The sequence below is a fragment of the Clostridium sp. CTA-7 genome (assembly GCF_054768095.1).
In genome coordinates, this window is the sequence record NZ_BAAAAV010000009.1 from 37655 (window position 1) to 57540 (window position 19886).

A 19886-nucleotide genomic window follows, 5' to 3' on the forward strand; every position below is an offset into this window, starting at 1 on the left:
TTTTTTATTATATTAATTTAATAAGTTTAGTAGTTATATTAAATTTAGGTTAAAAATATGTTTAATTACTTAACAAATGTTAAAAAATAATGTAAACTAAACTTGTAAAAATAATGTTGAAAAGGAGAATAACTTTGGAATCATTAATGGTTATTATAAAGTTAGTTGGTGGATTAGGGCTGTTCATTTACGGAATGAAGTTAATGGGAGATGGCCTAGAAAATGCAGCTGGAGATGGATTAAAGTCAATACTTGAAAAAGTAACTAGAAATCCAATAGTTGCTGTATTAGTAGGTGCAATAGTTACAGCCGTAATACAAAGCAGTAGTGCTACAACTGTAATGGTGGTAGGATTTGTAAATGCTGGATTAATGAACTTAGCGCAAGCAGCAGGAATTATAATGGGAGCTAACATTGGTACAACAATTACTGCACAATTAGTTGCCTTTAAGTTAGATGAAATTGCTCCTCTATTTGTTTTTGTAGGGGCATTTATGGTTATGTTTGCAAAGGGCAAAAAGAGAAAAGATATAGGAAACATAATATTAGGATTTGGTATCTTATTTGTTGGTATGGGACAAATGAGTGATTCAATGAAACCTTTAACAGCTTCACCTATATTCCAAGAAATATTAGCAACAGTAGGTGATAAGTGGTATTTAGGGATAATTGCAGGAGCAGTTATAACTGCTGTACTTCAAAGCTCATCAGCAACTACAGGAATTTTAGTAGCTTTAGCAACTGCTGGGGCAATAAATATACATAATGCGCTTCCAATAGTATTTGGATGTAATATTGGTACATGTATTACAGCTATGATAGCATCTGTTGGAACAAATAAAACAGCACATAAAGCTGCAATAATGCATTTAATATTTAATTTAGGTGGAACATTAATATTTATACCAGTACTATTAAGTGGAATTTTAGGTAATTTCGTATCTACATTAAGCCCAGGAGATGTTAGTAGACAAATTGCTAATGCTCACACAGTATTCAATATAGTAAATACTGCTATAATGCTACCTCTTACTGGAGTATTAATTAAAATAGTAAATAGAATAATACCAGGAGATGATGAGGAAGACAAACCAGGACCAAAGTACATAGACGATAGATTATTAGAAACTCCAGTTATTGCTGCTGGACAAGTTGCAAAAGAAACACTAAGAATGGCTAATAAAGCTAAAAAAGGATTAGCTTTAGCTATAGAAGCTTTTGAAAGCAATGATGAAAAGTTAATTAAAAAAGTATATGATAATGAAGTTGTTGTAAATACTTTAAATGAAGCAATTACAACTTACCTAGTTAAGCTTTCAAAATGTGATTTATCTGATAAAGAATTAAGTATTGTAGCAGCAACCTTCCATGTTATAAATGATATAGAAAGAATAGGAGATCATGCTAAAAATATAGCTGCTTTAACAGAACAAAAAATTTCTAAGAAGTTTGAATATAGTAATCAAGCAATAGAACAATTACATAATATGTATAATAAGGCTACTGAATGTTTAGATGTAGCAATAGACAGTTATGCTAAAAAGGATGTAGAAAAAGCTAAAAGTATAGAGCCTATAGAAGCAGAAGTAGATAGATTACAAAAGAAATATAGAGAGCTTCATATAAAAAGACTTTACGATGGTACATGCAATGCATATGCAGGAGCTATATTCTTAGATTTATTAAGCAACTTAGAAAGAATAGGTGATCATTCAACTAATATAGCAGAAAGTGTTATAGAAAATAGTTAAAAAATATAAAAAAATCTCTAGTAAAGGATATAAGTTCCTAAACTAGAGATTTTTTTATTAGTAAGAAAAATAAATAAATTGGACATAATATTTTTATAACCAATTTTATAAATATTATGGAGGCATACTAATGAAGAAATTTAACTTAATATTTTTATCTATCATTATGTCATTTTTATGTTTTACATCTGTTAGAGTTTTGGCAGAAGAAACAGGTCAAAAAATTATTTTAATAGACCCAGGGCATGGTGGATTTGATGGTGGAGCTAAATCAAAAACAGGTATTATAGAAAAGGATATAAATTTACAAATAAGCTTAAAACTTAAAGGTGTCTTAGAGGGTAAAGGATATAAGGTTTATTTAACTAGAGATAGTGATACAGGTTTAGAAGAAAAAGGTTCAACTATAAAAGAAAAGAAAAGAGAAGACTTGAAAAAGAGAAGAGATCTTAAACCGGAAACAAAATGTGATGTTTTTATTTCAATTCATCAAAATATGTTCCCACAATCAAAGTGTTTTGGTGCACAGGTATGGCATTCATCAAATGATGTAAGTAAAAAGTTAGCAGACAATATACAAGAATCATTAAAGGAAACTGTTAAAGATAATAATAAAAGAGTATCAAAGCCAGCAGGAGATTCTTATTTAATTCTGAGAGATAATTATGAAGGAGCTTCAGTATTAGTTGAATGTGGATTTTTATCTAATCCTGAAGAAGAACAAAAGTTACAAACAGAAGAACATCAAAATTTAATAGTTCAAGGAATATCCCTTGGAATAGAAAAATATTTTGAAGAAATTAATAAGCAAAATAATTAATAGATAAATTTCCGGGGAAATATATCAAAACTTATTGTCGAAGATATTTTAATTCTATAATAAATTAAAGAAACAAGATATATTTTATAAAAAATAATAGATCTTGTTTCTTTTTGCATAATAATATATTTATTAAAATAAATTAGTTTATATTCTTTGGAATCCCTTTCCATTAACTTCAGAAACATCTATTATTGTAATAAATGCCTTAGGGTCTATTCTTAATATTTTATTTTTTAAATGCACCATTTGAGAAGAAGTTACAGCTATATAAAGCATTTTCTTTAACTCATGAGTATATTCACCTTCAGCAATAAGTGAGGTAACTCCTCTATTCATATCTTTAATAACATATTCAATTATATCTTGTTCTTTTTCTGTTAAAATTAATAGTAGTTTTTTACTGTTAAATCCATTAATAACTTTATCTACTATAGTTCCTTGAACAAACATAGAAATTAATGTATATAATGCTTTAGGAAGCCCAAATATCAAAGCACCTATAAAAACTATTATACAGTTAATTCCAAAACTTAGCTTACCTATTTCAAAATTTGAATACTTCTTTCTAAGTATCATTGCAATTATATCAGTACCACCAGTTGAGCCATTTCGTGAAAATACTAATCCATATCCAAGTCCGCATAATACTCCTCCATAGATACAGTAAAGTAATATATCATCTACCTTAACTAAGTGGGAAAATCTTTTAGTTAAGATAAGAGAAAGGGATAAAGACACCATACCAACTGCTGAATATAGAGTAAATCTTTTATTTAGCATCCTATAACTTACAAAAAATAATGGTATATTTATTATAAAAACAGTTATACCTGAAGGAACCTCAAATAAGTATTGTAATATAAGCGCGACTCCAGTAGCACCACCACTAAGAAGTTTGGCGTTAACTAAGAATAAATTAACACCAAGAGATGCAATTAAGCACCCAATAAAAATTATAAAAAAATCTAGAATCATATGCTTGTTGATTGTGAACTTGTGTAACATATCAAACTCCTTAAATTTATCTGTTAAAAATATACGTTAAAAATTATATCACTAAAATTATATATCAAATAGGTAGATATGTTAATAATAACTTATAAGATATTTAATTATTTTAATAAAAATGTAATTTTTATAATTAGTAAAAGTTCATAATATAAGATATTATAGTTATAAGGTATTATAAATTAAGAGGTGAAGTTATGTTTAACGTTTTAGTTGTTGATGATGAAAAAGAAATCAGAGATGCCATTGATATATATTTAAGAGGAGAAGGAATGAAGGTTTTCAAAGCTAAAGATGGAGTTGAAGCCTTAGAAGTTCTAGATAAAGAAAAGATACATTTGATTGTATTAGATATAATGATGCCTAGAATGGATGGAATAAAAACCTGTCTAAAAATTAGAGAAAAAAGAAATTTACCTATAGTAATGTTATCAGCCAAAGGAGAAGATAGTGATAAAATATTAGGATTAAATGTTGGTGCTGATGATTATATAGCTAAGCCATTCAATCATTTAGAGCTTGTAGCAAGGGTAAAATCTCAACTTAGAAGATATCAAAAGCCATTAGAGCTAGAAGGGGAAAGTCCTGATATAATAGAGGTAAAAGATTTAGTAATAAATAATAAAGAAAAGACGATATTTTTAAGAGGAGAAGAGATAAAAGCTACAGCTACAGAATTTAAAATACTTCAATTACTAGCTTCAAGCTTAGGTAGAGTTTTTTCTATAAAGGAAATTTATGAAAAGGTCTGGGAAGAACCATTTTATAGAAGCGAAAATACTGTAACTGTTCATATTAGAAGAATAAGAGAAAAAATAGAAATTAATACAAAGGACCCTGAATATATAAAGGTAGTGTGGGGAGTTGGATATAAAATTGAAAGAGAAGATTAAAAACTATATAACCGGAGTATGGGGAATAGAAATTTTAACAGTATGTGTCTTATTAGTAACCTTAACTATAGGGTATTATCAATCTTTTAATAATGTATTTGCTGAATTAGGTGCAGGTACCTTTGATGCACTATTAAATAAAGAAAAGTATATAGATTCAATGATATATTATGAAAGTAGAGATATATCTAAATATATATATAAAAGTACAAATAATTTAGATGATATTAGTTCTATAAAATATGAAAACGAGCATTTATCAGAAAATGCTTATCTTTATGGCAACTTATTTTATGTGCTAATAAATAAAGAAACAGGTGATTTTACAACAAGTGATATAAATTTATATAAATTTATACAAAAGTATGATAATAATGTTGCATTGTTAGAAGATAAAATAAATGCATATCTTAAAGAACTTGGATTTTCATCAGTTAGAATAGATAATAAAGATAAATATAATTACTATGTTAAAAGTACTACTGATAAAGTAAATAGTCAAAATATTGATAATTATATAGAAATATATTATAGGGATCCTAGCATGTATACATATCTTATAAAAACAGAATCACTAACAGCGAAGATTATGATATTGTCAACTATATTAACATTACTTCTTTTATTAAAGATAATAGTTAATTCAATATTTAATAGTGATAAGATTTATTTAGAAATTAAAATATTAAAAAGACTTTTCTATGTATTAAGATATGGATTTAAGTACAAAAATACAAGAAACAAAATAATATTTTCCTTTAGTGGAGCAATAGCAGTAATACTTGTTTATTTATATTTAGTTGCAGGAATAAGAAATCAAAATGTATTAGTAACATTTTTAACTAGATATCCATTTAAAGGAACATTAATTTTAGTGTTAATACCATTAGTTTGTGTACTATATTCATTAAAGAAGAGTTTGGATATATCGGTAATCAATGATGGTTTAAAGAAAATTAATTCAGGAGATTTAGAATACAGTTTAAAAAATATTGGTGAAAGAGAAGTTAAAGAATTAGTAGATAATATAAACCAAATAAAAGATGGATATAGAATAGCTTTAAACGAAAAAGTAAGAAATGAAAAGTTAAAAACAGAGCTTATATCTAATGTTTCTCATGATTTAAAAACACCACTTACATCAATAATAAATTATGTAAATATATTAAATGATCCTAATATAACAGAAGAGGAAAGAAAAGACTATTTAACTATATTAGACAGGAACTCAAAAAGATTAAAAACTCTTATAGAGGATTTATTTGAAGTGTCTAAATTAAATAGCGGCAAGATGAAAATAGAAAAAACAGAAATAGATATAGTTTCATTAGTACATCAAGGGGTTGGAGAGTATTCAAATTTATATGAAGAAAAGAACCTAGAGTTTAAAGTAAGCTCAAATGAAGACGAAATATTTGTTGAGTTAGATGGCAAATTAATGTCAAGAGTTTTTGAAAATATAATAGTAAATTCTTTAAAATATTCTTTAAATAATACTAGAGTTTACATAGATATAAATTCTAGAGAAAATTCAGTTGAAGTATCCTTTAAAAACATATCAAATTATGAAATGGATTTTAATACTGAAGATATATTTGAAAGATTTACAAGAGCTGATAAATCGAGAAATTCATCAATAGAAGGTAGTGGAATGGGATTAGCTATTACTAAAAGTATAGTTGAACTTCATAGTGGAAGGATAAACATTGAAGTAGAGGGTGACATGTTTAAAATATATTTAATCATACCTAAGAAATAATATGTTATAATAGTATTAAGTAAATAATAATAATTAAATATAGGAGTGATAAAATGTCAGTTTTATTTATTGAATATCCAAAATGTACTACATGTAAAAAGGCAAAAAAGTTTTTAACTGAAAACAATATAGAATTTATAGATAGGCATATAGCAGAAGAAAATCCAACAAAAGATGAATTAAAAAATTGGATATCTAAAAGTGGTTTAGGAATTAATAAATTCTTTAATACATCAGGTGTATTATATAGAGAAATGCAATTAAAGGATAAGGTTAAGGTACTGCCAGAAGATGAACTTCTAGATATTTTAGCATCTAATGGAATGTTAGTTAAAAGACCAATAATAGTGAAAGATGATACTGTATTAGTAGGATTTAAAGAAGCAGAATGGATAGAAAAGTTGAAGTAATAAATAGTATTTGATTATTAATTGTAGATAATAAAAATTATTGATAAAAACTATTATTAGAGGTGAAATAAGGAGATATTAAATGAATATCTCCATTTTTCTTTGCTTAATATTAGATTATTAAATTTTACAAAGGTAAGAATTGAAATTATAATTAACTATATGTTGTATATTATGGAAAGAGACGTAAGGTTATATACCATATATAGTGGAAGGGGATAAGTATGATAGATTTGTTTAATATTTGCAAGTTAGCTTTAGATGGAATAGATAATAGTCAGGGAATTTATACTGAGGAAAGACTTTTAGATGCATTAAAACATATAATTAGACCTAATGTAAAAGAAGAAGAAATTAGAGATTCAATAATACAAGTAGCATTAGAGCTTACATCTGATTTAGAACCAGCATGGCAATATGTTGCAGCAAGACTTTATGTATTTAAGCTTTATGATAAAATAAGAAAAAACAGGGATCTTAAAAAGGAAGAAAATTTATATGGTAATTTATATGGATTTATAAGTGAACTAACTGATAAAGGACTTTATGGTAAGTACATACTAGAAAATTATACTAAAGAAGAAATTTTAGAATTAGAAAAGGAAATTAAACCTGAAAGAGATTTTTTATTTACGTATAGTGGTATAAATCTTTTAGCAAAAAGATACTTAATTCAAGATTTTGATAGAAGTACATTAGAGTTACCTCAACAAATGTTTATGGGAATCGCTATGCATTTAGCAATTCCAGAGAAAAAGGAAGCTAGAGTAAATTGGGCAAAAAGATTTTATGATGTTCTAAGCTCACTTAAGGCGACCATGGCAACTCCAACAATGTCAAATGCTAGAAAGCCATTTTATCAATTAAGTTCATGCTTTATAGATACAGTAGAAGATAGTTTGAAGGGGATATATAAATCATTAGATAACTTTGCAGAAGTTTCAAAGTTTGGTGGTGGAATGGGAATATATATTGGTAAGATTAGAGCTTTAGAGTCACCAATAAGAGGATTTAAAGGTGCTTCAGGAGGTGTAATCCCTTGGGTTAAGCTATTTAATGATACAGCAATAGCGGTTGATCAATTAGGTGTAAGAAATGGATCAGTTGCTATATGGCTGGATGCTTGGCATAAAGATTTACCAGAGTTTCTTCAACTAAAAACTAATAATGGCGATGATAGAAAAAAAGCTCATGATGTTTTCCCAGGTCTTTGTTATCCAGATTTGTTCTGGAAGCTTGCAGAAAATGATATAGATTCAAATTGGTATATGATGTGCCCACATGAAATTAGATTAATAAAGGGGTACTCACTAGAAGATTCCTATGGAGAAGAATGGGAAAAGAGATACTATGAATGTGTTGAAGATGAAAGAATAAGCAAAAGAGTTATGACAGTTAAAGAAATTGTTAGATTAATAATAAAAAGTGCTGCTGAAACGGGAACTCCATTTGCTTTTTATAGAGATACAGTAAATAAAATGAATCCAAATAAGCATAAGGGAATGATTTACTCATCAAACCTTTGTACTGAAATAATGCAAAACATGAGTGCAATGGATATTCAAAAATCAGAAATAACAGATGAAAATGGAGATACAATAATAGTTGAAAGAACAAAGCCAGGAGACTTTGTGGTGTGTAATTTATCATCAGTAGTTTTAGGAAATGTTGATGTCAAAAATGATGAAGAACTTGGATATGTTGTAGAAACACAAATAAGAGCTATGGATAATGTTATAGATTTAAACTATTATTCAGTACCATTTGCTGAAGTTACTAATAAAAAGTATAGAGCAATAGGGCTTGGAACAAGTGGATATCATCATATGCTTGCAAATAATTTAATACATTGGACAGAAGATGAACACAAAGAATTTGCAGATGATGTTTATGAAAGAATAAACTATCATGCAATAAAGGCAAGTATGACTATATCAAAAGAAAAAGGAAGATATTCATGCTTTGAAGGGTCAGATTGGGATAATGGAAACTACTTTGAGATTAGAGAATATAAATCAGAGAAGTGGAACTTATTAAGAGAAGAAGTAAATACTTATGGAATGAGAAATGGTTACTTAATAGCTGTAGCTCCAAATGGTTCAACGGCAACTATAGCAGGAACTTCTGAAGGAATAGATCCAGTAATGGCTAGATTTTGGCTTGAAGAAAAGAAAGGCAGCATAATACCTAAGACAGCACCAAACTTAAATGAAGAAAACTATTGGTATTATAATTCAGCTTATAATATTGACCAAAAATGGTGTGTTCAAATTAACGGAATAAGACAAAGACATATAGATCAAGGGCAATCATTTAATTTATATATAACAACAAACTATACTATGAGACAAATCATGAATCTATATATAGAAGCATGTAAATCAGGAGTTAAATCAATATACTATGTGCGTTCAAAGTCATTAACAGTAAATGATTGTGAAAGTTGTTCAGCATAATAGGAATAGAGTCTTGGAGGAAAGAAAATGCTTATAAATAAAAAACCTCTTTTTAATGAGTTTGGTGATATTGAAACATCTAAAAAGAGAATGATAAATGGAAATACTACTAACTTAAATGACTTTAATAATATGAAATATACTTGGGTTTCAGATTGGTATAGGCAAGCAATGAATAATTTCTGGATACCAGAGGAAATAAATCTAGCTCAAGATTTAAAGGATTATAATAAGTTAGCTAATGAAGAACGAACAGCTTATGATAAAATACTGTCATTTTTAATATTTTTAGATTCAATACAGACAGCGAATTTATCAAATATAAATAACTACATAACAGCTAGTGAAGTGAATTTATGTTTAACAATACAAGCTTTTCAAGAAGCAGTACATTCCCAAAGTTATAGTTATATGCTAGATACAATATGTTCTCCAGAAAAGAGAAATGAAATATTATATCAATGGAAAGATGATAAGATATTATTAGAGAGAAATAAATTTATAGGTGAATTGTATAATAACTTTTTAGAAGCACCAACTCAAGAAAATCTTATAAAAACTATAATGGCTAACTATATATTAGAAGGAATATATTTTTATTCAGGATTTATGTTTTTCTATAATTTAGAAAGAAACGGTAAAATGCCTGGCTCAGCTCAAGAAATTAGATATATAAATAGAGATGAAAACACCCATCTTTGGTTATTTAGAAATATATTAAAAGAGTTACAAGTAGAAGAACCAGCAATGTTTACTAAAGATATAAAAAATCAATTGAAGGAAATGATGAGAACTGCAGTCGAACATGAAATAGCATGGGGAAATTATGTTATTGGCGATAATATTCAAGGTATAAATAAAGACCTAATCAATGATTATATAAAGTACTTAGGGAATTTAAGAATGAAAGCTATTGGATTAGAAGAAATTTATCCTGGATATGATAAAAATCCAGCTGCATGGGTAGATATATTAGCAGATGCAAATTCTGTTAAAACAGATTTTTTTGAAGCAAAATCAACTGCTTATGCAAAAGCTGGAGCACTTATTGACGATTTATAAAAAACAAAAGCTATCTATAAATTTTTAAATTTAGTTTATAGATAGCTTTTATATTTATAAAATTTGAAAATATAAAAGTATAAAAAATGAAGCGGTTTGAAATTATTGTAAAAATTTTTAGTATAATTATACTCATATAGAAAATCGCAAAAGAAAATAAACAGAAAATTAAAATTAGTAAGAGAAAATAATAAAAATTATGTGCATTATTATTAACATACAGAAAAAATATGATATAATACATTGTAGTTGTAATTTATAAAACAGATTAGTACTTCTATAAATTTCATATATTAATTTGAATTTATAGCCATTATTAAGGAGGAATCTCGGAAATGAAAAAAGGTATAGCTGCGTCTAAAGGTTATGCAATAGGAAAAGTATTTTTACAAGAACACGAAGAAATAGTAATAACAGACACAAAGGTTTCTGATGTAGAAGCAGAAAAGGCAGTACTACAAAAAGCTTTAGAGCAAGCAAAGGTTCAATTAACTGCAATTAGAGATAAAGCTTTAGCAGAGATTGGAGAACATGAAGCTCAGGTTTTCGAAGCTCACTTAACTTTATTAGATGACCCAGAATTTACTGGCGGAATGTTATTAGAAATAGAGTCAAATAGTATAAATGCAATGAGAGCAGTTGAAGGTGTTACAAATACATTTGTAATGATTTTTGATTCAATGGAAGATGAATATATGAAGGAAAGAGCTGCTGATATAAAGGACGTTTCAAAGAGAATCATAGCTAACTTAGCAGGTAAAGGCGGAGATGCTTTTGCAATTACAGAAGCAAACACTGTAGTTGTAGCTCATGACTTAACTCCATCAGACACAGCTCAATTAGATAGAAGTAAGGTAGTTGGTTTCTTAACTAACATTGGAGGAAGAACTTCTCACTCTGCTATTATGGCAAGAACATTAGAAATTCCTGCAATAGTTGGATTAAAAGATATAACTACATCAGTTAAAAACGGAGATATGGTTATAGTTGATGGTATTGAAGGAATATGTATCATAAACCCAGAACAATCAGTTATAGATGAATATACTGCAAAGAGAGAAAAATTCTTAGCAGAGCAAGAAGAATTAAAGAAATTAATAACTGTTAAAACAGTTACTAAGTCAGGAAGAAGAGTTGAAGTTTGTGGAAACATAGGATCACCTGCAGATGCTGAAGCAGTTGTTGCAAATGGTGGAGATGGTGTTGGTTTATTTAGAACTGAATTCTTATATATGGACAGAGATTCTGCTCCAACTGAAGAAGAGCAATTCGAATCTTATAAAAGAGTTCTTGAAATAATGGATGGAAAGCAAGTTGTTATAAGAACACTAGATATCGGTGGAGATAAGACACTTCCATACTTACCATTACCACAAGAAATGAATCCATTCTTAGGATATAGAGCTATTAGATTATGTTTAGATAGAAAAGATATATTCAAGGTTCAAATTAGAGCTTTATTAAGAGCTTCTGTATATGGAAACCTTGCAGTTATGTTCCCAATGATTTCAGGCTTAGAAGAATTCCAAGCTGCTAAAGAATTCGTTGAAGAATGTAAGGTTGAATTAAAAGCAGAAGGAAAAGAATACTCAGAAAAAATCCAATGGGGTATAATGGTAGAAATTCCTGCTGCAGCTGTATATGCTGATGAATTAGCTAAGTATGTTGATTTCTTCTCTATAGGAACAAATGACTTAATCCAATACACATTAGCTGCTGATAGAATGAGTGAAAAGGTATCATACCTTTACAACCCAATGCACCCAGCTGTATTAAGATTAATCAAGATGACTATAGATGGAGCTCACAAGCATGGCAAGTGGGTAGGAATGTGTGGAGAAATGGCAGGAGACGAAACTGCTATCCCAACATTAGTTGAATATGGATTAGATGAGTTCTCAATGAGTGCTACATCAATGTTAACAGCTAAGAAGATAATATTAGAACAAGAATAATTAAACTTATGAAAAGTCGCATCATATAAATGCGGCTTTTTATTTTTACTCTTTAGGAAATTATAAAAAGTTTACCCTATCAATAACTTTTTATAATTTCCTTCCTTCAGTTTTCAAGTCGATATATAGGTTTGCGATGACTTGGAGCAAAGCGACGGAATAAGTAAACCTATATATATCGACTTTTTTTAATAAAAGCATATAATTAAAAGTAAACTAATGTTGTAAAAGCTATATTAAAATTATGTATATAAGAGTTATTTTTAATAAGAGGAGGAGCAAATGAGAAAAATTTTAGAAATGTTTATTTCTTTTTTTAAAATAGGAGCTTTCACCTTCGGTGGAGGTTATGCAATGATACCTTTAATAGAAGAAGAGGTTGTAAAAAATAAAAAGTGGATTGAAAAAGAAGAGTTCATAGATATATTGGTAGTTTCGCAAAGTCTTCCAGGGGCATTAGCAGTTAATTGTTCTATATTTTTGGGATATAAAATAGGAGGAGTTATAGGGGGAATAATGGCTCTTTTAGCAGTAGTATTACCATCCTTCTTAATAATAATTATAATTGCAGCTTTCTTTATGCAATTTAGAGATAATTATTATGTAAATGCGGCTTTTAAGGGTATAACGGCTGCAGTTCCGATGCTAGTATTAGTTGGAGCAGTAAGTTTGAGCAAGGGCTTGCCAAAAAACACAAGGACTGTAATTACAATTATAATTGCGCTTATAGCATTAACTTTCTTTAATATTCATCCAGTTATAGTAATATTATTATCCGCTATATATGGAGCTATATTTTTAAGAAAGAAGGTGAGCTAATGCAGCTTTTAATAAAATTATTTTTTTCTTTCTTCAAAATAGGTGCATTTAGTTTTGGAGGGGGATATGCTATGCTTCCCTTTATTCAAAGAGAAATAGTGGAAAATAATAATTGGCTTAATATAAATGAATTCATGGATATAATCGGTATATCTCAAATGACTCCTGGACCAGTTGCAATAAATTCTGCCACATTTGTAGGTTATAAGGTTTCAGGAGTTGTAGGTAGTATTATGGCTACTTTAGGAGTTGTAATAACGTCATTTATATTAGTATCAATTATAAGTAAAACATTAGAAAAGTTTAAAGAATCTACAATAGTAAAATCAGCCTTAATGGGAATGAGGCCTGTATTAATTGCATTAATACTAAAAGCTTTTCTAGACTTAGCAAAAGAATCTTATTTAGATTTAAAGAGTATTATAATAACTACGATAATAGGATTAGTACTATTAAGTAAAAAGGTTCATCCTATATTAGTTATAGTAATAGCTGCAATTATAGGATTAATATTTTATTCATAAATCTAATGAGGTAACGAAAGTATGAAGAATAAAGATAAAAAGGTCTATGAAAAGGCACTTGATTTATATAATAAAGGTTATATAGATAAAGCTATAGAGCAATGTGAGATAGGAATATCAAGAAATTTAAAAGATTCAAATTTATTAAATTTAAAGGGACTACTTTTATATTTAAAGGGAAATATAGAAGAAGCAGTTTCATTATGGAAAATAAATAAAGATTATAATGGCGACAATATTTCAAAATCATATTTAATAGATATAGAAAAAGATTTCCGTAGAAAAGAATTATTTGAAGAGGCCGAAGAATTAATAAAAAATCTTAATATAGATGAAGCCATAGAGATTTTAAATATATGTAATGAAAGTGATTTTAACTTAATAGGAGTAAACAATAATTTAGCTATATGCTATATGAAAAAAGGGCTTTATGATAATAGTAAATTTTATATTAAGAAAGTATTTGCAGTAGATAAAAATAATATTACTGCAAAGAGCATAAATAAAGAGATAAATGAAATTTTAGATATAAAAGACAATAATAAAATAGTTTTTAAGTCTATAATAATAACATTTATTATATTTATGATTGTATCAACAGGAGCAATTGTTATGGGAAAGCTTAAAAATACACCTTTAGTTGAAGAAAAACTGTTAAGTGATAATTTAAGCGCTTCAAATAATATAGAGAATTCTAATACAATTAATGAAAGTGAAAATTCCAGCTCAAAGGATGAAGCGAAGCAAAATAATATACAAGATAAAAACAATGAGAAAATAGAAAATCCATTAACAGAAGATGATATAACTAGTAATTATATAAATGCAACAAATCTTTTTTCACAAGAAAAGTATAATGATGCAAAAGTATTATTAGAAAAAACTATTATTTATTCTGAGAAAAGTCATCTAAATGATGATATATTATTTTTACTAGCCTCTGCAAGCGAAAAGATAGCAAAGAATGAAGAGGCAATAAAATATTTTGAGCAATATATATATAAATATGAAAAAGGGAACTATATAGAAGAAGCTTATTATAAAATAGCCCTATTGTATAAAGAGATAAATATAGAAAAAAGTAAATTTTATGCACAGGCTTTAGTAAATAAGTATAAAAATTCAATTTATAATAACAATATTATAAAAGGTATTTTAAATATTTAACTATAGGAGTGACCAATATGCTAACAGTAATAAAAGGAATTAAAGTTTACTCTCCTGAATATAAAGGAGAAAAGGATGTAGTAATATCTTCAGATAAAATTGAAGGAATATATGAAAATTTAAAAATTCCTGAGAATTTTATAAATATAAATGTTATAGAGGGGAAAGGGAAGCTACTTTTTCCTGGCTTTATAGATTGTCATGTACATATTAATGGAGGCGGAGGTGAAGGGGGATTTAAAACTAGAACTCCTGAGATAAAGCTAACAGATTTAACAAGAGCAGGAATAACTACTGTAGTAGGATGTATAGGTACAGATGCAATTTGCAGAGATATGAGAAGTTTACTAGCAAAAGCAAAAGCTTTAGAAGAAGAAGGAATAACTACATATTGCTATACAGGCTCTTATGATATACCAGTAAAAACCATAACTGGTAATATAAAAGGTGATATAATGCTAATGGATAAAGTTATTGGAGTAGGTGAAGTAGCTTTATCTGATCATAGAAGCTCTCAAGCTACATATAATGAGTTTGCAAATACAGTTGCTCAAGCCAGAGTAGGAGGATTGCTATCAGGAAAAGCTGGAATAGTTAATATTCATTTAGGTGATGGAGCAAGAAAACTAGATTATTTATTTTCTTTAATTGAAGAAACAGAAATTCCTCCAACTCAATTGCTACCAACTCATATAAATAGAAGTAGAAAGTTATTTAAGGTTGGAGAGGATTATGCAAAAGAAGGTGGATTTATAGATCTTACTACAAGCTATGATCCTAAATTTTTAGAACCAGAAGAATTAAGAGCAAGTGAAGCATTAAAGCTTTTATTAGAGAATGGAGTAAATATATCTAATGTTACTTTTTCATCAGATGGAAATGGAAGCATGCCTATTTTTGATAATAATGGTAACTTAACTGGTCTTGGAATATGTTCTGTATCAACTCTATATGGGGAGGTAAAAGAATGTATAAAAACCCATAATTTAAAAATAGAAGATGCAATTAAAGTTATTACATCTAATGTAGCAAGCGTATTAAAGCTTTCAAATAAGGGATCAATAGATGCAGGAAAAGATGCAGATTTAGTTTTAGTAAATGAAAATTCATTAGAAATAGATACGGTTATAGCTAAGGGTAAAATAATGGTTGAAAATGGTGAGCCGATAGCAAAAGGTACTTTTGAGTAACAAAAAAGAAGTGATATTTTATCATATCACTTCTTTTTTTGTTTTAGTTTACTGAAAACTCCCTATTTAAAAACCAGGAGTTTTTCTAGAAACTCTTTTAAACTATCTACCTATTTAATTTGTTTTAAAAAATAAATGTTGCCCTATAGCTTTGCTATCAGTTTTTTCAACACCTTGCATCCAAGAACAAGTTGCTATAGAAGGATTATAGAAGAATAAAGCTTCATTTGTTGGATCATTACCTTTTATAGCTTCGTAAACAGCATTATAGCATTCTTCAGTTGGAGTAACTGATATTTCACCATTTACCACACATGAAAAAGCATTTGGTTGAAGAATAACCTCTCTAATGCTATTTGGGAATCCTGGACTTAGTACCCTATTTAGAATAACCGACGCTACGGCAACTTTGCCTTCATAGGGCTCACCTTTACTTTCAGCATAAACAATTTTAGCCATTAAATTTAAGTCATCTTGTGTTAGATATATTTGGTTGTCATTGTGATTGAAAACCTCAACCACCTTTTCTTCTGGAATATTTATAAAAGTACTATTGAATGCTACATTTAAGTCATTGCTTATTAGGTTATTAGAACTAATTTTAGCACTGGTGGATGTGGTAGTAGTTCTATAACCAAACACAGGTATTTCTGCTGAAAATAAAAAGGTTAAAAATAAAATAGGTATTGTTTTTAAATATTTCATAAATAACCTCCTTTTGGATAATATATAATCCAAAATTAGTATTGCCAAAAGAAAAAATATAATACTAATTTTTTTGTAGATTATTTTTATAAGAATAATAAGCATCTAAGACATCATTTCTCTTAGAAGAAGCATTTTGATAATTTTTATCTATCTCTTTAGAATATTTACTTATATCAGAACAAGTTTTTTCATATATTACAGCTTCTTTAATTGATTTTAAATAAATGTGATATATTTTTAAATATTCATCTAAAGAGTTATATATGTTCATAAAACCATCTGGTATAGATAAAGATATAACTTCTTTTTTCAAACTTTCATAAGATTTTTCTTTTTTATATAAATCGTCAATAATAACCTGTAAGTCTCTCTTATCTTCTCTTATTTTATTTATAGCAGGTATTAAGTCTTCATTAAGTGTATCTATTGTTGATTTAAAAGATTCAAGTTTAATAATAAATTCACGTTGTTTTGTATTTTGAAATTCAGAATCTCTATTTAATTTAATAAGAGTATTTACATAATTATAAGTATTATTAAAAAATTCAAGAGTTTTATCTGAAAGTTCTATACGTATTTTGCTTTCATTTACAATAGAATAATCTTTTAGACATTTTTCTTTAAGATTATTAAAGGTATCTAAATCACTGCTAGATCTTATATCTTTAGGATTAGATAATATATAGATACAATTATCATATAAATTTATTGTTGATAATAAAGCATTATTTAAATCATTTTTCATAGAAGAAACTTCTGCATTTACATTTTCTACTTCAGAAAGAGATGACAAAAGCTCTTTAAGTTTATTTGAACCAGAAATTAAAAGTTCGTAGGATTTATTTGTATCAATTGTCATATCTTTTATGCCATCCTCAAGACTTGCATTAACTTCATTTAGTTCAACAATCATATGTTTTAAATTTCTTTTAGTTTTATTTGAATCTGAATTGTATATAAGAAAAAAGGACACAATTGATAAAAGTAATAATGCTGATATTAAAGATACGAACAAAAACTTATGCTCCTTTATTAAAATAGTAAATTTTTCTTTCATAAAACCATCCCCCCGTATTAATCTCTTTACATAAATTTATATTATAGTAAAGTGGAAAATATTATATAATTAAAAAATTTTAAAGTATTATACTAAGATTTTACTAATTGGTGTATAATTAAAGTATATGAAAGTTAGGGGGGTGCCCTTTGTGCAAGAGATCAGTACGTTAATAACAAACACAATAAAAAACATATCTGTATGGGCGGTTTTAGATATAATAGTAGTTGCTTATATATTCTATAAGGGGTATATATTAATAAAAGAAACAAGGGCAGAGCAACTTTTAAAAGGTATTATATTGATGATAGCATTAATACCTATAAGCTATATCTTAAAACTAGAAATGCTTAATTTTATTTTAAACAAGACTTTAACAATTGGACTTTTATCTGTTGTTATAATATTTCAACCAGAAATAAGAAGGGCGTTGGAACATATAGGGAGAAGTGCATTTGAAGAAATACACAATATTCAAGATGAGGAAAAAAGAGATATAACTGTAAATGAAATAATTAATGCTATCAATAACCTAGCAGAGTCTAAAACAGGAGCATTAATAGTTATAGAGCAAGCAACAAGGTTAGGTGAGATATTAAATTCAGGAACTATCTTAGATGCAAAAGTATCTTCAAATTTATTAGAAAATATATTTGTAGTTAACACACCACTTCATGATGGAGCAACAATAATAAGAAAGGATAGAATACTAGCATCAGGATGTGTTCTTCCATTAACTAATAATAATACTATAAATAAAAAGCTTGGAACTAGGCATAGAGCGGCGATTGGACTATCCGAAGTTTCAGATTCTATGGTATTAGTTGTTTCAGAAGAAACTGGTATTGTATCGCTAGCTATAAATGGTAGATTAACAAGAAATTATGATAAAGAGAAATTAAGAGTAATTTTATTGAAAATGATGCAGCATAATGATAAAAAGAATGTAAAATCAGCTGGGGAGAAGGTGAAGGCTTGGATAAGAAGGAAAAAACCAAATTAGTAGTACCAATAATATGCCTCTTATTATCTATAGGCTTATGGGTTTATGTAACCAATGTAGAAAATAAAATAAGAACTACAGAAATAAGTAAAATACCAGTTGAATTAATTAATACAGAAGCTTTAACTAACTCTAAGTTAGCATTAACTCCAAATCAAGAACTATATGTAACTTTAAAGGTTGAAGGAAACACAAGTGATATAAATAAAATAAAGAAAAGTGATTTTAAAGTTCAAGTTGACTTAAGCGAATATGCTTGGAAAAAGGGTGAAAATAAGGTGCCGGTTACTATAGTAGATTATCCTATTACTGTAAGCCTAAAAAATAATAACGCCTTAACAGTGTCAATTAGAATAGAAGATATGGTAGAAGAATCTATGCCAGTAACTTCAAATATTAAAGTTAATACACGTGAAGGATACTTTGCATCTGAAGCAACAATAAAGCCAAATGAGGTTAAAATTAGTGGAGCAGAATCTGCTGTTAGCAGAGTTTCTAAATTAGTAGTATCAGGAACAAAGGAAGATGTTTATGAGAGTATCCTTGAGAGTTATGATATAAAAGCCATAGATGAAAGTGGAAAAGAAGTAACAGATATTTCTATATCGGATAAAGTAGCTAATGTAGAAATAAAGGTAAGCAAAGGGAAAGCTGTAAAAGTTAATATTGCTACCAGTGGACTGCTACCTAATCAATTTAAAATGAAATCAATAGAAAGCGATAAGAAAGCAGTAGAAATATTAGGACCTAAAGAGATATTAGATACTATAAATGAAGTAACAACAACCCCTTTAGATTTAAGCTCAATAACAGAAAATAAAGATGTTTCACTTGGAATAATAGTTCCAGATGGAGTAAAAGTCGCTCAAGGGGATGAGTATGTAACAGCTAAAGTAAGTGTAATAAAACTTATAACAAAGGACTTTAATGTAAAATACGATTTACTTGGAGCTGTTCAAGGTTTGAAAATTAAATTAAACAAAGATACCATAAGGGTTACAATAAGGGGATATGAAGACGAAATGACTAATGTTACTCTAGATAATATTAAAGCAACATTAGATGTAAGTTCCTTTAAAGAAGATGGGACTTTTGAACAAACTCCAAAGGTTACAATGCAAGGACTAAATAGTAATTTTAGTATAGTATCTTTTGAGAATGCAACATTTACTGTCTCTAAGGAAGTAGCTCAAAAGCCGCCAGAGAACAATAATAATTCAGAAAATAATTAATAATCTAAATAAAGAGATACATAGCTAATTTGGTTATGTATCTTTTTAATATCGAGGAAAGTATAAAAG

General features: G+C 27.9%; 17 protein-coding genes. 14 read left to right on the top strand and 3 right to left on the bottom strand.

What is annotated here, in order from left to right; all coding sequences use genetic code 11:
- The first annotated feature begins 134 nt into the window (after positions 1–134).
- Both ACYUEX_RS15470 and cwlD read left to right on the top strand, forming a co-directional pair.
- Positions 135–1751 (top strand): Na/Pi cotransporter family protein, encoded by a 1617-nt coding sequence (locus tag ACYUEX_RS15470; protein WP_460288980.1) that lies wholly within the window; start codon positions 135–137, stop codon positions 1749–1751.
- Positions 1752–1881: 130 nt separating this feature from the next.
- Positions 1882–2571 (top strand): N-acetylmuramoyl-L-alanine amidase CwlD, encoded by a 690-nt coding sequence (cwlD, locus tag ACYUEX_RS15475; protein ID WP_460288981.1) that lies wholly within the window; start codon positions 1882–1884, stop codon positions 2569–2571.
- A gap of 147 nt (positions 2572–2718) precedes the next feature.
- Here the strand turns inward: cwlD and ACYUEX_RS15480 are convergent, their stop codons facing one another.
- Positions 2719–3579 carry a YitT family protein gene (locus ACYUEX_RS15480; protein ID WP_460288982.1) on the bottom strand — a complete coding sequence of 287 codons (861 nt, stop codon included), beginning with the start codon at positions 3577–3579 and terminating at the stop codon, positions 2719–2721.
- Between the two features lie 200 nt (positions 3580–3779).
- Between ACYUEX_RS15480 and ACYUEX_RS15485 the strand changes: the two genes are divergently transcribed.
- The 10 genes from ACYUEX_RS15485 (at position 3780) to iadA (ending at position 15817) form a co-directional block, all read left to right on the top strand.
- Positions 3780–4475 carry a response regulator transcription factor gene (locus ACYUEX_RS15485; protein ID WP_411169553.1) on the top strand — a complete coding sequence of 232 codons (696 nt, stop codon included), beginning with the start codon at positions 3780–3782 and terminating at the stop codon, positions 4473–4475.
- Complete coding sequence (locus ACYUEX_RS15490; protein ID WP_460288983.1) at positions 4459–6234, top strand: sensor histidine kinase; 1776 nt, start codon at positions 4459–4461, stop codon at positions 6232–6234. The genes ACYUEX_RS15485 and ACYUEX_RS15490 overlap by 17 nt, the downstream gene beginning before the upstream one ends.
- A gap of 53 nt (positions 6235–6287) precedes the next feature.
- Positions 6288–6644 (top strand): Spx/MgsR family RNA polymerase-binding regulatory protein, encoded by a 357-nt coding sequence (locus tag ACYUEX_RS15495; RefSeq protein ID WP_411169555.1) that lies wholly within the window; start codon positions 6288–6290, stop codon positions 6642–6644.
- Positions 6645–6868: 224 nt separating this feature from the next.
- Positions 6869–9100, top strand: a complete 2232-nt coding sequence (locus ACYUEX_RS15500) for a ribonucleoside-diphosphate reductase subunit alpha (protein WP_460288984.1) — start codon at positions 6869–6871, stop codon at positions 9098–9100.
- Positions 9101–9127: 27 nt separating this feature from the next.
- A complete protein-coding gene (locus ACYUEX_RS15505) occupies positions 9128–10162 on the top strand; it encodes a ribonucleotide-diphosphate reductase subunit beta (RefSeq protein ID WP_460288985.1) in 1035 nt (344 codons plus the stop codon).
- A gap of 335 nt (positions 10163–10497) precedes the next feature.
- Complete coding sequence (ptsP, locus tag ACYUEX_RS15510; protein WP_460288986.1) at positions 10498–12117, top strand: phosphoenolpyruvate--protein phosphotransferase; 1620 nt, start codon at positions 10498–10500, stop codon at positions 12115–12117.
- Between the two features lie 282 nt (positions 12118–12399).
- On the top strand, positions 12400–12936 hold the full coding sequence (locus ACYUEX_RS15515) for a chromate transporter (protein WP_460288987.1): 537 nt from the start codon (positions 12400–12402) through the stop codon (positions 12934–12936).
- Positions 12936–13460 (top strand): chromate transporter, encoded by a 525-nt coding sequence (locus tag ACYUEX_RS15520; protein ID WP_322545415.1) that lies wholly within the window; start codon positions 12936–12938, stop codon positions 13458–13460. Before ACYUEX_RS15515 ends, ACYUEX_RS15520 begins: the two co-directional genes overlap by 1 nt.
- A gap of 21 nt (positions 13461–13481) precedes the next feature.
- Entirely contained in the window at positions 13482–14627 is a 1146-nt protein-coding gene (locus tag ACYUEX_RS15525) for a tetratricopeptide repeat protein (protein ID WP_460288988.1), read from the top strand.
- Positions 14628–14644: 17 nt separating this feature from the next.
- Positions 14645–15817, top strand: a complete 1173-nt coding sequence (iadA, locus tag ACYUEX_RS15530; RefSeq protein WP_460288989.1) for a beta-aspartyl-peptidase — start codon at positions 14645–14647, stop codon at positions 15815–15817.
- A 114-nt stretch (positions 15818–15931) separates the two neighbouring features.
- Here the strand turns inward: iadA and ACYUEX_RS15535 are convergent, their stop codons facing one another.
- Together ACYUEX_RS15535 and ACYUEX_RS15540 are read right to left on the bottom strand one after the other, a co-directional pair.
- Positions 15932–16522, bottom strand: coding sequence for a cell wall hydrolase (locus tag ACYUEX_RS15535; RefSeq protein WP_460288990.1), 591 nt, complete (start codon positions 16520–16522; stop codon positions 15932–15934).
- Between the two features lie 64 nt (positions 16523–16586).
- Positions 16587–17582 carry a hypothetical protein gene (locus ACYUEX_RS15540; RefSeq protein ID WP_460288991.1) on the bottom strand — a complete coding sequence of 332 codons (996 nt, stop codon included), beginning with the start codon at positions 17580–17582 and terminating at the stop codon, positions 16587–16589.
- A gap of 151 nt (positions 17583–17733) precedes the next feature.
- Between ACYUEX_RS15540 and cdaA the strand changes: the two genes are divergently transcribed.
- Positions 17734–18585 (top strand): diadenylate cyclase CdaA, encoded by an 852-nt coding sequence (gene cdaA / locus ACYUEX_RS15545; RefSeq protein WP_460288992.1) that lies wholly within the window; start codon positions 17734–17736, stop codon positions 18583–18585.
- The gene (locus tag ACYUEX_RS15550) at positions 18558–19817 is read left to right on the top strand and encodes a CdaR family protein (RefSeq protein WP_460288993.1); all 1260 of its coding nucleotides are present in this window, start codon (positions 18558–18560) and stop codon (positions 19815–19817) included. The genes cdaA and ACYUEX_RS15550 overlap by 28 nt, the downstream gene beginning before the upstream one ends.
- Positions 19818–19886 lie beyond the last annotated feature (69 nt).